12 protein-coding genes are annotated in these 14,110 nt (G+C 45.7%); 6 read left to right on the top strand and 6 right to left on the bottom strand.

All coding sequences use genetic code 11. The features are described 5' to 3' along the window. The first annotated feature begins 46 nt into the window (after positions 1-46). Positions 47-244, top strand: a complete 198-nt coding sequence (locus tag Q0307_RS06520; protein ID WP_298658320.1) for a cation transporter — start codon at positions 47-49, stop codon at positions 242-244. Then, complete coding sequence (locus Q0307_RS06515; protein WP_298658317.1) at positions 244-2,460, top strand: heavy metal translocating P-type ATPase; 2,217 nt, start codon at positions 244-246, stop codon at positions 2,458-2,460. Before Q0307_RS06520 ends, Q0307_RS06515 begins: the two co-directional genes overlap by 1 nt. Positions 2,461-2,516: 56 nt before the next feature. Here Q0307_RS06515 and Q0307_RS06510 read toward each other — a convergent pair whose 3' ends face one another. Both Q0307_RS06510 and Q0307_RS06505 read right to left on the bottom strand, forming a co-directional pair. After that, positions 2,517-3,134: a DUF302 domain-containing protein gene (locus Q0307_RS06510; RefSeq protein WP_298658313.1), complete on the bottom strand. Its 618-nt coding sequence runs from the start codon at positions 3,132-3,134 to the stop codon at positions 2,517-2,519. A gap of 124 nt (positions 3,135-3,258) precedes the next feature. Beyond that, a complete protein-coding gene (locus Q0307_RS06505) occupies positions 3,259-4,440 on the bottom strand; it encodes a transcriptional regulator (RefSeq protein ID WP_298658310.1) in 1,182 nt (393 codons plus the stop codon). 392 nt (positions 4,441-4,832) lie between these two features. Between Q0307_RS06505 and Q0307_RS06500 the strand changes: the two genes are divergently transcribed. Next, positions 4,833-5,390, top strand: a complete 558-nt coding sequence (locus Q0307_RS06500; RefSeq protein WP_298658308.1) for a cytochrome b — start codon at positions 4,833-4,835, stop codon at positions 5,388-5,390. A 10-nt stretch (positions 5,391-5,400) separates the two neighbouring features. Further along, the gene (locus Q0307_RS06495; RefSeq protein ID WP_298658305.1) at positions 5,401-5,979 is read left to right on the top strand and encodes a YceI family protein; all 579 of its coding nucleotides are present in this window, start codon (positions 5,401-5,403) and stop codon (positions 5,977-5,979) included. 127 nt (positions 5,980-6,106) lie between these two features. Here Q0307_RS06495 and hppD read toward each other — a convergent pair whose 3' ends face one another. After that, on the bottom strand, positions 6,107-7,186 hold the full coding sequence (hppD, locus tag Q0307_RS06490) for a 4-hydroxyphenylpyruvate dioxygenase (protein WP_298658302.1): 1,080 nt from the start codon (positions 7,184-7,186) through the stop codon (positions 6,107-6,109). Positions 7,187-7,558: 372 nt separating this feature from the next. On the opposite strand from hppD, the gene Q0307_RS06485 reads away from it, so the two are divergent. Then, positions 7,559-8,782, top strand: a complete 1,224-nt coding sequence (locus Q0307_RS06485; protein WP_298658299.1) for a toll/interleukin-1 receptor domain-containing protein — start codon at positions 7,559-7,561, stop codon at positions 8,780-8,782. Positions 8,783-8,789: 7 nt separating this feature from the next. Here the strand turns inward: Q0307_RS06485 and Q0307_RS06480 are convergent, their stop codons facing one another. Then, a complete protein-coding gene (locus tag Q0307_RS06480; RefSeq protein ID WP_298658296.1) occupies positions 8,790-10,418 on the bottom strand; it encodes a GMC family oxidoreductase N-terminal domain-containing protein in 1,629 nt (542 codons plus the stop codon). Next, the gene (locus Q0307_RS06475) at positions 10,399-11,616 is read right to left on the bottom strand and encodes a mandelate racemase/muconate lactonizing enzyme family protein (RefSeq protein ID WP_298658293.1); all 1,218 of its coding nucleotides are present in this window, start codon (positions 11,614-11,616) and stop codon (positions 10,399-10,401) included. Before Q0307_RS06475 ends, Q0307_RS06480 begins: the two co-directional genes overlap by 20 nt. A gap of 268 nt (positions 11,617-11,884) precedes the next feature. On the opposite strand from Q0307_RS06475, the gene Q0307_RS06470 reads away from it, so the two are divergent. Beyond that, a complete protein-coding gene (locus tag Q0307_RS06470) occupies positions 11,885-12,409 on the top strand; it encodes a MaoC family dehydratase (RefSeq protein ID WP_298658290.1) in 525 nt (174 codons plus the stop codon). Between the two features lie 120 nt (positions 12,410-12,529). On the opposite strand, the gene Q0307_RS06465 is transcribed toward Q0307_RS06470, so the two are convergent. Next, on the bottom strand, positions 12,530-13,954 hold the full coding sequence (locus tag Q0307_RS06465; protein WP_298658287.1) for an aldehyde dehydrogenase family protein: 1,425 nt from the start codon (positions 13,952-13,954) through the stop codon (positions 12,530-12,532). Positions 13,955-14,110: the final 156 nt, after the last annotated feature.

Here is a 14,110-nt window from a genome sequence, read left to right as displayed (position 1 = left end):
CGGGTGATTTGTTAAGGTGTAAGTAGTTCTTGTGGAGAGATTTAAGATGAAATTTACAGTAGAAAATATGAAATGTGGTGGTTGTAGCTCAGCCGTGCACAGCAAATTAGACGCTTTAGCTGGAGTTGAGCAAGTATCAGTCGATTTAGCGACTAAAACGGTTGAAGTACACGGTCAACTTGAAGCAGAGCTGATTATTGAAACCTTAACAGAAGCAGGCTATCCGGCGGAATTGATTGACTAATGACTGCCCCCCTACGCCTTTCGATTGCCGGCATGATGTGTGCCGGTTGTGTAAGCTCAGTAGAAGCTGCCTTAAAACAGGTAGCTGGTGTCGAATCAGCAAACGTCAACCTAGCCGAGCGAACGGCTTTGGTCACAGGCAAAGTCCAACCTGAGGCTTTACTCATAGCGGTTAAACAGGCTGGATATGACGCAGCCCTGATGCAGGGTCGGCAAGCTGAACTGGAAAAAGAAGCCGCTGAAGCCGTTTATTATCGCAAGCTTTGGAAACGGGTTTGGGTCGCCGCTATTCCCGGTAGTTTTCTGATGATTGGCGATATGCTCTTACATGCTTTACCGCATCTGCAGGGTTCAGGGCGCTGGTTTTGGTTGTTGATGGGTATCATTACCTTAGGAGTTTTGATTTATTCAGGAGGCCATTTCTTCCGTGGAGCTTGGCAACAACTAAAACACTACTCCAGTAATATGGATACCTTGATTGCACTCGGTACTGGAACAGCTTGGTTCTACTCCATGCTAGTCGTGTTCTTTCCTAGTGCTTTTCCTAGTCTCGCTCAACATGCTTATTTTGAAGCGGCTTTAGTCGTGATTGCCTTGGTCAATTTAGGCCATGCTTTAGAGATGCGGGCGCGGGGGCGAACGACCGCAGCCATCAAGCATTTAATGAATTTGCAACCCCCAATCGCACATGTGCTGCGCAACGGTGAAGAACTGGATCTTCCTTTAGAAGAAGTCGGCTTAGAAGAAATACTGCGCGTGCGTAGTGGTGAAACCATTCCCTTAGACGGCAAAATTATCGAGGGCAACTCGCATGTGAATGAAGCCATGCTCACAGGGGAAGCCCTGCCAGTGGCTAAACTCAAAGGATCACTCGTCACAGGCGGGACGCAAAATGGAGAGGGCAGCTTTTTAATGAAAGTCAGCCATATTGGTGCTGATACTGTACTTGCAAAAATCATCGATATGATTCGCCAAGCACAAAGCTCTAAGCCTGCGCTGGCGCGTTTGGCCGATCAAGTCGCCTCTGTATTTGTGCCTGTCGTAGTGTCGATTGCTGTCATTACCTTTCTATGTTGGCTCTGGCTTGGCCCAGAACCCGCCTTAAGTTATGCCCTAGTCACCGCCATGACCGTATTAGTGATTGCTTGCCCTTGTGCCTTAGGCTTGGCGACACCGATTGCAATTATTGCTGGTATTGGTAAAGCGGCTCAAAATGGCATTCTGATTCGTAATGGCGATTCACTCCAACAAGCCGCTAAACTTGATACGATTGTCTTGGATAAAACCGGCACTTTAACCGCAGGTAAGCCAATCCTAAATGCTATTTATCCCGCAGAGACTTATGAGGCCAATACCGTTTTACAACTTGCGGCTTCTTTAGAAAAAGGTTCTGAGCATCCTTTAGGTCAAGCCTTACGCACTGCGGCTAAAACCGCTCATTTGAAAGATTTAAAGCTGAAAGACTTTACTAGTATTACGGGGCACGGCGTCCAAGCGAGTATTGCTGAGCAAAGTTATTTCATTGGCAATACCCGCCTGATGCAACAGCAACATTTAAATCTAGCTGCTTGGCAGGAAACGTTAAAAATCTTGGATTTCGCTGCACAAACGCCGGTATTTTTAGCCACTCCCACTGAAATTATTGCGCTGTTCGCGATTGCAGATGCACTCAAAACGGATGCTTTAAGCAGCGTACAAAGCTTACAGAAACAGGGTTTAGAGCTAGCCATGCTCACCGGAGATCGACGCGAGGTTGCTGAACATTTAGCGGCTCAGCTTGGTATTCAGCAGGTCTATGCCGAGGTGTTGCCGGCTGATAAATTAGCGGTGATTAGTCAGCTACAGCAGCAAGGTAAAACGGTAGCGATGGTAGGTGATGGCATTAATGATGCCCCTGCCCTAGCACAAGCGGATGTCGGTTTTGCGATTGGTGCAGGTACGGATGTAGCGATTGCCGCAGCCGATGTCACCTTAATCGGCAGCTCTTTAAGCGGCATTGAACGTGCGATTCGTATCTCCAAAGCCACAACTCATAACATTTGGCAGAATCTATTTTTTGCCTTTGCCTACAATGTCGTCGGGATTCCAATTGCAGCGGGCATACTTTATCCAAGTTTTGGAATCTTGCTTGACCCGATGCTAGCGGGTGCAGCTATGGCTCTGTCCTCAGTGACCGTAGTCTTGAATGCAAATCGCTTGGCACGGCTTAAAGTTTAAGCGTGTACCTTACCCCAGCTTTCCTGAGTGCTAGGGTAGATATCATACAGAAGGATTTAGAAATCGCCCTCTGCACCGCGCTTCATGATATCGGTAATAATTTCTTGTACTTTTTTAGCCTCCGCTAATAACTCAGGAGGCAAGGTTTTACCACCATAGATCATCATATCCATATCCAGCGAATACAAATTATATTTACCTTGTTTGTCTTGCACCATTGCGATTCGGCAAGGTAAATAAGCAGAATAAGCATCACTGTAATCGACCATTCGCATGGCGGTCTGAGGATTGCAGAATTGGAAAATTTTTAGGAAGCGTTGCTCTTGTCCAGTTTCTAATTTGACTTGCTCGGATAGAGGCAACTCACCAACGGCTTTGATGTTGTGTTCATTGGCGACCATTTTCATGCTTTGCTCAGCATCTGCAGGGCTAACCCCTTCAGCCAGTGGATATTTTACAATGGTAGCGTCCGCTGAATTTCCGGTCTCTTTCAGCTTATTCCACATATTCAAATAGACCTCTTTAGCTTTAGGGTCTAATTGCGCCAAAGCCTCCTGCTCAGCAGCCATCGAACTCATTTGTGTCAACATATGGCCATACTTGAAATAGGCAAAAGCAATAGCCAGCAATGCGAGTAAGCCAATTAAGGCTAGAATATTCCGGATTAAATTCACGCTTTCCTCTCCACCGAGCAGATTTGAGTTACCAACTTATTGTTTAGTAAAAACCTTTAGGCTTTATATAACTTGCTCTAGGCTACAAAGCAATCTGCTAAAAGTGATAGCGGAACACCACTTCTCAAGATGAAGAACGCTCGGGCAATAACTCAGCTAAGCGATCACGTACTAATACACTACCACGCGAACCTAAGCGCATTTTTTCCAATAGCACTGAAAAATCTCCACAAGCATCTACCGCACGAGTCATGACCGCATCCACACAATAACGCCATTCCTCTAACTCCGGTGAAGTTGAATGGGGCAGAAAAGGCCCGCGATATAACTCTACCGCCTCAGTTACCCGCCCAGAACGTAAGCGCTCCCAGACATCAATAAAGTCCGCCCAAGTCGGCATCAATAAACGATAAGGACGCGAGCCGATTTGCCCATCCAATAGGCGTCGTAAATGTGAAAGCTCTGCTTTGAGCGTCGAAATCGTAATGGGCATATCGCCATATAAAGCCGCATGGAAAGAGTCCAGCGTTAAGCCCTGTGGATTAAGGGCAAGTAAACACAAAATCTCTAATTGCCGCTGGGATAGACGCTGAACTTGACCGCGAAAAATTACTTGCGGTATACCGAGTGCATGTAATTCTAACTCGGCGCGAGGCTGCCAGATCGGTAAATGCTCCGCAATAGCCCGCGCTAACTCACACACTGCCGCTTGACCTAAAGGCGTGTGATGATTCCAAGTACTAGAAATATTTAAAACGCCCACAATCTGAGCTGTTTGTGGATGCACAATAGGTGAAGCATAGCCCACCCAATCATGTAAAAAAGGTAAATAATGCTCGGAAGAAAACACGGTGGTAGCAGCTCCTAATTTCAAACTTAAACCCACCGCATTCGTACCGGCAGCATCTTCCCGCCAATGACCACCGGCTATAAAATTCACGGCTTCTGCACGGGCTTGCATATGCGGGCTTGCAAAAGTCCAGAGTAAATGACCTTGCACATCGGCTAAAGTCGTCACCAAGGAGCCTTCACGAGCTAGTTGCATGATTTGTTCGCGCTCACGCTGTGCAGCAGCACGTAAAGGTGACTCTTGCCAACGCTGTTGGACTAGATAGTTTTCATCAAGGGGAACTTGAGTGTGTTGGCTAGGATTGAGATGAGCAGCACACCGTTGCCAAGAAGCATAGATTTCCGGGCGCACTAATTGCTCACGCACCTTAGCACTGCCAGTAATAAAGCGCGCCCATTGTGTTTCTGTGACACGACGACGCTGCATTAAATAGTCACTGGCTCTGACCGGTATCATTCCAAGCTCCTTCTACAGGATTGGCTACACAAGATCCCTTAACCTTAAGATGATTGAATAGGATTAATTTCGCTATGCTGGCTGGTTATGATATACGGCACGTCCCCCGTCGAGCAGTGCTGACGGGGTTTGTGCCCGATGAACGGGAGCCTCTCCTCCTAACGCGTACATCGTACAACAAAGCTTTTTGTTAAAAAAGGGTTAAGTTTTTTCTAGCATCAAAAAAATTTATATTTTCGATCAAAATAACAAACTCATGCGTTTTCTTAGTTTGAAAAACGCATTTATTAACTAAAAGTTGAAAATAATTAAAATTAAAGCAGCTTCCGTAACAATGAAGAATAACCTAGAGTAGTGCTCAAGATTAAAACAAGCGCACTCAAGGAATTGCGATGCAAACACGGAATACCATAGACGCATACGGATGGGTTTCTATCAGCCTGCATTGGGTCATGGCACTGCTACTCATAGCTTTGTATTTTGTCGGCGACTATATGGTCGAGCTTACTTATTACGATCCACTTTATCACACCTTGCCCTATTGGCATAAAAGTATCGGGATTGCCTTAGGTTTTGCCCTGCTATTTCGCCTTGTGTGGAATTTTAGTAACCCCAAACCTGCCACTATTCAAGGCGCACCTGCTTTTACTCATACCTTAGCCAAATTAGGCCATTTGGCTTTATATGGTTTATTACTGGTGCTGATTATTAGCGGTTATTTGATTTCTACCGCTAAAGGTAAAGGCATCGAGGTTTTTGGACTGTTTGAATTGCCAGCCCTGTTAGCAAGCAATGAGCAGCGCGGCGAAATGGCCGGTGAAGTTCATGAAATTGCGGCCAGTTTATTCATGTTGTTAGTCGCTGTGCATGCACTAGCAGCCATTTTTCACCATGTTTATTGGAAAGATAACACCCTAACACGTATGTTAGGCCGTTCATCAAAAGCTTAGGATAACTATCATGAAACGTTTATTAGCCAGCTCAGTATTAGCTTTAGGTTTATTCGGCAGTGCCGCGATTGCACAAGCCGATGACTACACCATTGACAGCGAAAATATGCATGCCTTCATTAATTTCCGTATTCAGCATTTAGGATATAGTTGGTTGTATGGCCGTTTCAACGACTTCGCAGGCACTTTCAGCTATGACGAAGCTAAACCAGAAGCCGCCAAAGTTGAAGTGACGGTAAAAACCACTAGCGTGGATAGCAATCATGCAGAGCGGGACAAGCATATTCGTAGCAAAGACTTCTTTGAGGTCGAGACATTCCCAGAAGCTAAATTCGTCAGCACTGCTTACAAACCCAACGGCGATGGCACTGGTACTTTGACGGGTGATTTAACCTTAAAAGGTGTCACTAAACCTCTAGAAGTTAAAGTACACGAAATCGGTGCAGGTAAAGACCCTTGGGGTGGTTTCCGTCGTGGGTTTGAAGGGACTGCCAAATTTGCGCTCGCTGATTATGGCATTAGCTATGATTTAGGACCTGCATCTAAAGAAGTAGAATTGATTCTATCTTTAGAAGGCGTGAAGAAATAAGCGCTTAGATTCGGTCTTGCTTGGGGTATTCAAATGAATATCCCAGCAATGCACCTGCCTCGACTCTCACCGCTTCCTTTTTTTCTCAATCAGAACTCAAGCTAAGCTACAAAACGCGTGGAAACTATTACACACCCGCCAAACTCCCCCGCCGAATCTGATCACGCTCTAGGGATTCAAACAAGGCTTTGAAATTGCCCTCACCAAAACCTTGATCATCTTTGCGCTGGATAAACTCAAAAAACACCGGCCCTAATAAAGTCTGGGAGAAGATTTGTAGCAATAAGCGCGGCTGCCCATTGGCGGTCGAACCGTCCAGCAAGATCCCGCGCAGTTTTAACTCATTCACTGGCTCGCCATGATTCGGCAAGCGCTCTTCCAGCATCTCATAATAGCTATCATTCGGCGCATTCATCAGCGGCACACCGGCTTGGCGCAAACAATCAACACTCGCTAATAAATCATCCGATAGCAGCGCTATATGTTGAATCCCTTCGCCATTAAATTGCATCAAGAACTCTTCAATCTGCCCTGTACCACCATGCCCGGCTTCTTCATTTAAGGGAATACGGATTAAGCCATCCGGTGCAGTCATCGCACGCGAAGTCAGTCCGGTGTATTCGCCTTTAATATCGAAATAACGAATATCACGGAAGTTGAATAATTTCTCATAATACGCACCCCAAAATGCCATGCGCCCGCGATACACATTATGCGTGAGGTGATCAACAACTTTAAAACCATAGCCTTGTGGATGACGTTCCACCCCTTCTAGCCATTCAAAATCAATATCATAAATCGACTTACCCTCTTCAAAGCGGTCGATTAAATACAGCGGTGCGCCACCAATGCCTTTGATTGCGGGCAAGCGTAATTCCATCGGGCCAGTGGGAATGTCAAGCGGTTGTGCACCCAACTCCAAAGCACGCTTGTAAGCTTTATGCGCATCTTTAACACGGAAAGCTAAGCCACAAGCACTGGAGCCATGTTCGGCGGCAAAATAAGCCGCTAAGCTTTTAGGTTCGCGATTAATGATGAAATTAATATCACCTTGGCGATACAGCAGTACATCTTTGGAACGATGCTGAGCAACGAGGCTAAAGCCCATTTTTTCAAATAAAGGCTCTAAGACATTCGGAGTGGGTGAGGCGAATTCGACAAACTCAAACCCCATCAAACCCATCGGGTTTTCAAATAAATCAGACATGATCAAGTCTCCACAAGTATAAGATTTCGTGACAACTAAGCGAGAGCTTATTTTGTGAAAGGTGGACTCACTGGCCGCCCGCGAATACTGCGCGCGAGGTGTTGTCCCATGATCAAGTGAGTATTGAGCACTAAGTCGGGTTCCTTATGATCAGGCTGCCTATAGTTATACAGCAGAATAGCACTAAGCGTAAAAAATATTTGTTTTCAATAAGAAATAAGCTAGGTTTACGCTTATCTACTGCTAGATGCTTTCCCGATACTTTTTCCTGCGCATTCACTTAAGCCTCTTGAAAATATACTATGCTCAAGTTGATCGTCCTTAGAAATTAATCGTTAGCTAAGCTTAACTACAATCAACAAAGGCTCAATCATGCCCCGCATTTTCATATCCTATCGACGCGATGATTCTGGTTATATTGCAGGTATGCTCGCTGAACGCTTAGAAGCGGTATTTGGCTCTGATTCAGTGTTTATTGATGTCGATGCTATTCCTTTGGGAGTCGATTTTCGCGACTACTTAAATCAAGCCGTTGCTAAATCTGAGTTAATGTTAGCCCTGATGGGGAATGAGTGGCTAAATGTTAAAAATTCGCAGGGGCTAAGACGCCTTGACGACCCCGCCGATTTTGTACGCATTGAAATTGAAGCAGCTTTGAAACGGCAAATTCCTGTGGTTCCTGTGCTGCTAGAGCAGGCGCGTATGCCATTGGAGGCTGAGTTGCCGCCGAGTTTGCAGCCTTTAGCGTTTCGGAATGCGGCTGAAATCCGCTCAGGGCGTGACTTGAATTACCATATTGAACAATTGATTCGAGGGATTAAAAATCAGTATGGCAACACGGCCTCAGTAGTTGCGGCTGATACCCAAGTACCTGAAGCTCAACCAGTAAAGGTCTCAGAGAAAACTACAGAGAAAGCTACTGAGCAGTCAGCAGAGATAGCTAATCTGAATAAGATGCCTGTTAATACGCAGCGCAAGCCTTTATTGTGGTTATTAGGTGCAGCAGGGGTTTTAGCGGTGCTAGGTTTGGGCATTAATCTCTGGTTGAAGACAGTCTCAGATCCACCTTATTCGGCGCCTAGCTCAAATAATCTCCCCATGAATAACTTAGATGCTAGCAAGGATTTGAACAGCCTGAGTGTTCAGCAAATTCCTAATGTTCAACAATCTAAGCTTCCACCTGTTGAGCAACTACCCCTACCTAGTTCATTTGATATTAACTCGATTACACCCAGCAAAGGTGGCAGCTTGCCAGCGATTACCCCTAACCTATACAGCTATTTCCAGCCTTGCCTAGCCGGCACACGGAATGTGATTGTGGGGTCTGGCTATGACAACCGTGCAGAAGCACTGGCACGCTTACAAAAATTTCGGGCTAGCTATCCGAATTATAAATTTAAGCTGCTCAATACAGTAGCCAGTGGAGCACCCTACAGCAATGAGCAAGTCGCGATTATTGTGGGACATGGCTTAAATACCGAGCAGGCTATGCAATTACAAGCGCAAGTACGTAATGCTGGAGTAGCAGCAGATGCTTATATCAGCAATCAGACCGTTAGCTCTGATTGTATTGATTTGTCTGGGGTTGAAAAATAGTCAGTGCTTAGTGGGCTTGTAAAATCAAATCCGCTGCCCGCTCTGCTAACATCATCACAGGCGCATTCGTATTGCCTGAGGTCACATTGGGAAACACCGAAGCATCCACTATGCGCAAACCTTGCACACCATGTACGCGCAAGTGGCTGTCCACCACCGAATCAGTTTCGCTTTTGCCCATCGCACAACTGCCACAGAGATGATAAATCGAGCCAGCATTAGCGCGGAAAAACTCCAGCATCTCCGCCTCAGTTTGCACGTGCAGACCCGGAATCGTTTCTTCGGTAATCACTGCTTTTAAGGCTGTTGTTTGCGTGATTTTGCGCATTAATTGGCTACCTGCAATCGCCTCTTGCTGGTCTTGTTCAGTGCTTAAATAATTCGGGTCAATCGCAGGGCGATCTTGTGGAGCATTACTCGTAGCATGCACACTGCCACGACTCGTCGGGCGACAAGCCGCAAACGCAAGTAGTACCCCGGGATAGGGATCAGTCTTAATAGCGACCTTGCCATCTTTGGGAATGGTGTAAGACAGCGGATTAAAATAAAGCTGTATATTGGGTGCAGAAAGTGTCGGGTCGCTTTTAAAAAAGCCACCTGTTTGATTCACACTTAAGGCTAAAGGGCCAGAGCGAGTGAGTAGATATTGTAAGCCCATGCGCGCTTGCCCAACGAGCGAATTGAAGCTTTCATTTAAGGTCGGTACTTTAGTTTTGTAATAGTAACTAGCACATAAATGATCTTGTAAGCGCTCGCCAACCTGCGGTAAATGTTTAACCACCGGAATGCCTAAGTTTTGCAAATGTGCAGCATTCCCAATACCGGACAGCTCTAATAATTTCGGACTATCAATCGCACCGGCACAGAGCAAAATTTCCTGACGTGCTGAATAGTGGCGCTGAGCCTCTCCTTGCAAAACTTGCACCGCAGTCGCTTTTTTGTACGCATCAAAACGAATACCTTGTACCAGCGTATGCGTGAGTAGGGTTAAATTGCGCCGCTTTAAAGCGGGTTGCAAATAAGCCCGTGAGCTAGAATCACGAATGCCATCTTCGATATTGACATCATAAACCCCGAAACCTTCCAGTTGTCCGCCATTGAAATCCGTGTTTTCGGAATAAGCTAATTCGTGACAGGCTGCTAAAAAGTGGTTGCATACAGGATGCATGCCAGAACGTAGAGAGTTGATATGGATTTTACCCGCATGTCCATGCCAGTTTGCATCGGGATTCCAATGGGTTTCGAGCTTCTTGAAATAAGGTAAAACGGAGTCATACGACCAGCCAGTATCACCTGTCGCAGCCGCCCAATCATCAAAATCGCGTGCCGCACCGCGCACATAGATCATCGCATTAATCGCACCCGAACCACCGCGTACTTTGCCACGTGGTACGTAGAGCTTGCGGTTTTCTAGTGCAGCTTGAGGCATGGTGTAGTACATCCAGTTATAGCTCGGGTTATAATACAATTTGCCATAGCCCATCGGCAGCTTGAACCACGGATGATTGTCTGTACCGCCCGCTTCCAGCAATAGCACACTAAACTCACCTGATGCACTCAAGCGCTCTGCTAAAATACACCCCGCTGAACCTGCACCGATAATAATGTAATCGTATTCAACCTTTGGCTGGAGCATGATCTTTCACGTCATAAGGGGTAGGGTGCATTTGCAGATGCAGGCGCTCGCCGGTATAAGGGCTATGGGCTTCGACGACTTCCCAGTTCACTTCAATACCTAGGCCGGGTGTCGTGGGGGGAATAATATAGCCATCTTGCCAAGCAATAGGCTTGTGTAGAATCTCGGCATAGAAACCACCCCAAGTTTCGATACTTTCTTGAATTAAAAAGTTAGGGGTAGCTGTTCCTAATTGAATACTGGCTGCAGCGCCTACCGGGCCGTTATAAAGATGTGGCGCAATTTGTGCGTAATAAACTTCGGCTAAACTGGCAATTTTTTTGCCCTCTAAAATGCCCCCGACTCGCCCTAAGTTCATCTGTAAAATGCTTGCACCACCGGCTTGTAAGAGGGCTGCAAATTCATATTTGCTAGTTAAGCGTTCACCCGTCGCAATTGGAATACTGGTTTTGCGTGCGACTTCGGCCATCGCTTCGGGCTGCCCGGGGGGGACGGGTTCTTCAAACCAAAGTGGGTCATAAGCCTCTAGGCGTTTAGCAAGCCGGATTGCAGAGGCTGGTGTCATTTGCCCGTGTGTGCCCAATAGCAAATCGCATTGATCACCCACCGCTTCGCGAATCAATTTGCAGAATAGCTCGCAGCGTTCCATTATCTCCAAGGAAAGATGATGTCCTGAATAGGCGCTATAAGGCCCTGCTGGATCAAACTTCACTGCAGTGAAGCCTTTTTGCAGATTCTCAGCAGCCGATTCTGCCGCTAAGTACGGGTCGCTATAATCGTATTCACCCGCTGCATTTTTTGGATAAAGATACGTATAGCAGCGCAGTTTTTCGTGTATTTTGCCACCGATCAATTCATAAACAGGCTGATTTGCGGCTTTGCCAATCATGTCCCAGCAGGCCATTTCCAGACCGCTCATAATCCCCATCATGCTCAAATCAGGACGTTGGGTAAAACCGCTGGAATAGCATTGCCGATAGAAACGCTCAATATGATGCGGATTATGCCCATACAAATAGCGCTGAAACACATCTTCAATCATCGGTATTTGTGCTCTGGGATGGAAGGTCGCAGAGTAAATCTCACCCACGCCTTCAATCCCACAAGCCGTTTTTAAGCGTACCACCATCCAATACATACCGCCGATATGGGGGTAAGGAGTGGCGACAATATAGGTATTTAATTCTGTTATTTTCATCAGCTAACCTGTGATAAGCACTACTATTTTTGTAAAGAGCAAAACCGCTTGATTAGATCGCTCACCTAGAACAGCTCATCTTTTGAGATGTAGGGTTGCACAATCCAATTGATAGAAAACTGCACTATGTAAACTAATAGCATATACGAACCTCTATACTTAGAAAATGGGTGCTTATCCATCTTTCCTTCTATTAGCGGGGATTAATGAAATACTATTCATGCAGAATATAATGACTCTGAATCCTACATCCTCTATTTGTTAGACTATGTTATATTTAATAATTAACCAAGACAATGCTTCAAATGTTGGAGGAGTAAATACTAAAATGATAGATAAGAGCCTATCAAATCATGCAGCTACTTTTAATGGGGTAGCCATTTATTCTGGCTATTCGTTTGAGTCATTAGTCGCTATTTCTAAAGAAGATATTTCAAAATTTGCGATGCTTTTGCAGGATGAAAATCCTTTACATCATGACGAGATATATGCAAACGCTTCACGCTTTGGTGGCATCATTGCTAGTGGTCCTCACATCATGAGTTTGTTTACCTCAATGGTAGCCTCTCATTTTTCAAAACTATGCCCTATGGTAGGTACTCATTTTGAATTTGATTTTCTTTTGCCAGTAAGATCTGGGGATAGCTTAACAATGTGTTGGACGATCTCAGCACTTGATCTTTCAAAACTATACAAGATTCCAATTAAGTTAAATGGCACAGTAGGATCATCACGTGGGGTAGTTATTAAAGGAATGGGTGAAATATTGCTATTTCCTAGCAATAACTCCTAGATGTATTTAATAGGCATAATCCAAAGTAGCATTACTTTATTGATATTAAGTATTTTACTTAAAGCTGTAAAAAAATGCAGATTTTAAATATTTTAGGCACGATTTTTGTTTTCGCTTAAGCTAAGCAAAATTCAAAGCCACCATGCGGGTTTGGGTGAATTCCAACATACCATGCTTACCATCGTCTCCACCTAAACCCGATTGTTTCCAACCCGCATGAAAACCTTGGTAAGGATCGGCTGGGGTGCGATTAATATAGAGCTCACCCGCTTCAATACTCGTGGCGACACGCATCACGTCTTTATAGCGCTGGGTGAATAGCACCGAGGACAATCCATATTGATGATCATTGGCAAGTTCAAGTGCTTCATCTAAATCTTGATAGGGCAGGATGCAAAGAACGGGCGCGAAAGTTTCCTCTTTTATCACTCGCATACTGTGCTTGACATTCGTGAGCAACGTAGCGGGATAGAAATAGCCCTTACCTTCTGGTAAATACCCCCCCACTTCACAGCTTGCACCCGCTTGAATGGCCTCTTGAACTAAAGCATGGGTACGCGTTTGTGCCTGTTTACTAATTAAAGGCCCCATAGCGTTTGGATGCTTGAAGCGATTCGCAAATTGACGCGCTGCTAAAGCTTGCCGGAGTAAAACGACCATCTGAGGATAGATACTGCTCTGAGCATAGACGCGCTCGACAGCGGTGCACAGTTGTCCGCAGTGAGTCGTTTTTGAATTCACAATGGCAGTAGCCACCGCTTTTAAATCGGCATCATCCGCCACAATCGCTGGAGTTTTTCCACCTAATTCTAAGGAAACCTTGGCAATATGCGTCTTGCTATAATCCAATACCTGCCGCCCCGCTTCTACACTACCGGTTAGCGAGATCATACCGACTTCCGGTTGACGACACAGGGTTTCACAGACCGCATGATCCATCACGGCTATCTGTACTACACCGACTGGCAATCCGGCTTGCTCCAGCGCTGTTGCCAAAGCGAGGGCTGAACAAGGAGTGTGATTGCTCGGACGGATTATCACAGTGTTACCGGTGATTAAAGCTGGGGCGAGTTTGCGTAGCAGTGTATAAATCGGATAGTTAAACGGAATTAAGCAAACCACTACCCCTATGGGTTCGCGCATCAGCAGCAGTTGCTCAGTGGGAGAGTCGCTTGGAATAATTTCACCTTCAATTTTGCGACTCCACTCGGCATGATAACGAGTGATTTCTGCACCATAGCGAACTTCCGCTTCTGCATCCGCTAGACTTTTGCCAGACTCTTGCGCGAGTACCGCTCCAATCTTCTCTGCATTCAGTAGAAGCTGATCGGCCAGTTTGTGTAGATAAGTAGCCCGCTCATAACTGGCTAGTTTGGCCCAAGCTTTTTGTGCCTGTTTAGCTAATTTAACGGCGGATAGGATTTGCGCTTTACTAACGAGATTAAACTCAGTCAGTATGGCTTCAGTGGCTGGATTATCCACTTGCAATACATTTGCTTCACCGCTCAGCCATTGGCCGCCTAAATAATGTCGGTCATTTGCCATTGCTTGCTCCTCATGCCCAATGGATGATCTACGGTACTCACTATATAAGTTTTTAGTCGTTTTACTAGTAGTAAATAGCATTAAAGAAATCGGTCTTTGGCAAAGAATTTAGGAATTTTTGTGCGCCGCACTAAGAAAAATGCTGCAGTTTTTGCT

This window comes from uncultured Thiothrix sp. (genome assembly GCF_937873765.1).
In the GTDB taxonomy this organism is placed as follows: domain Bacteria; phylum Pseudomonadota; class Gammaproteobacteria; order Thiotrichales; family Thiotrichaceae; genus Thiolinea.
Note: the sequence above shows the minus strand (reverse complement) of the source record. Positions and strands in the feature narration are given on the sequence as shown.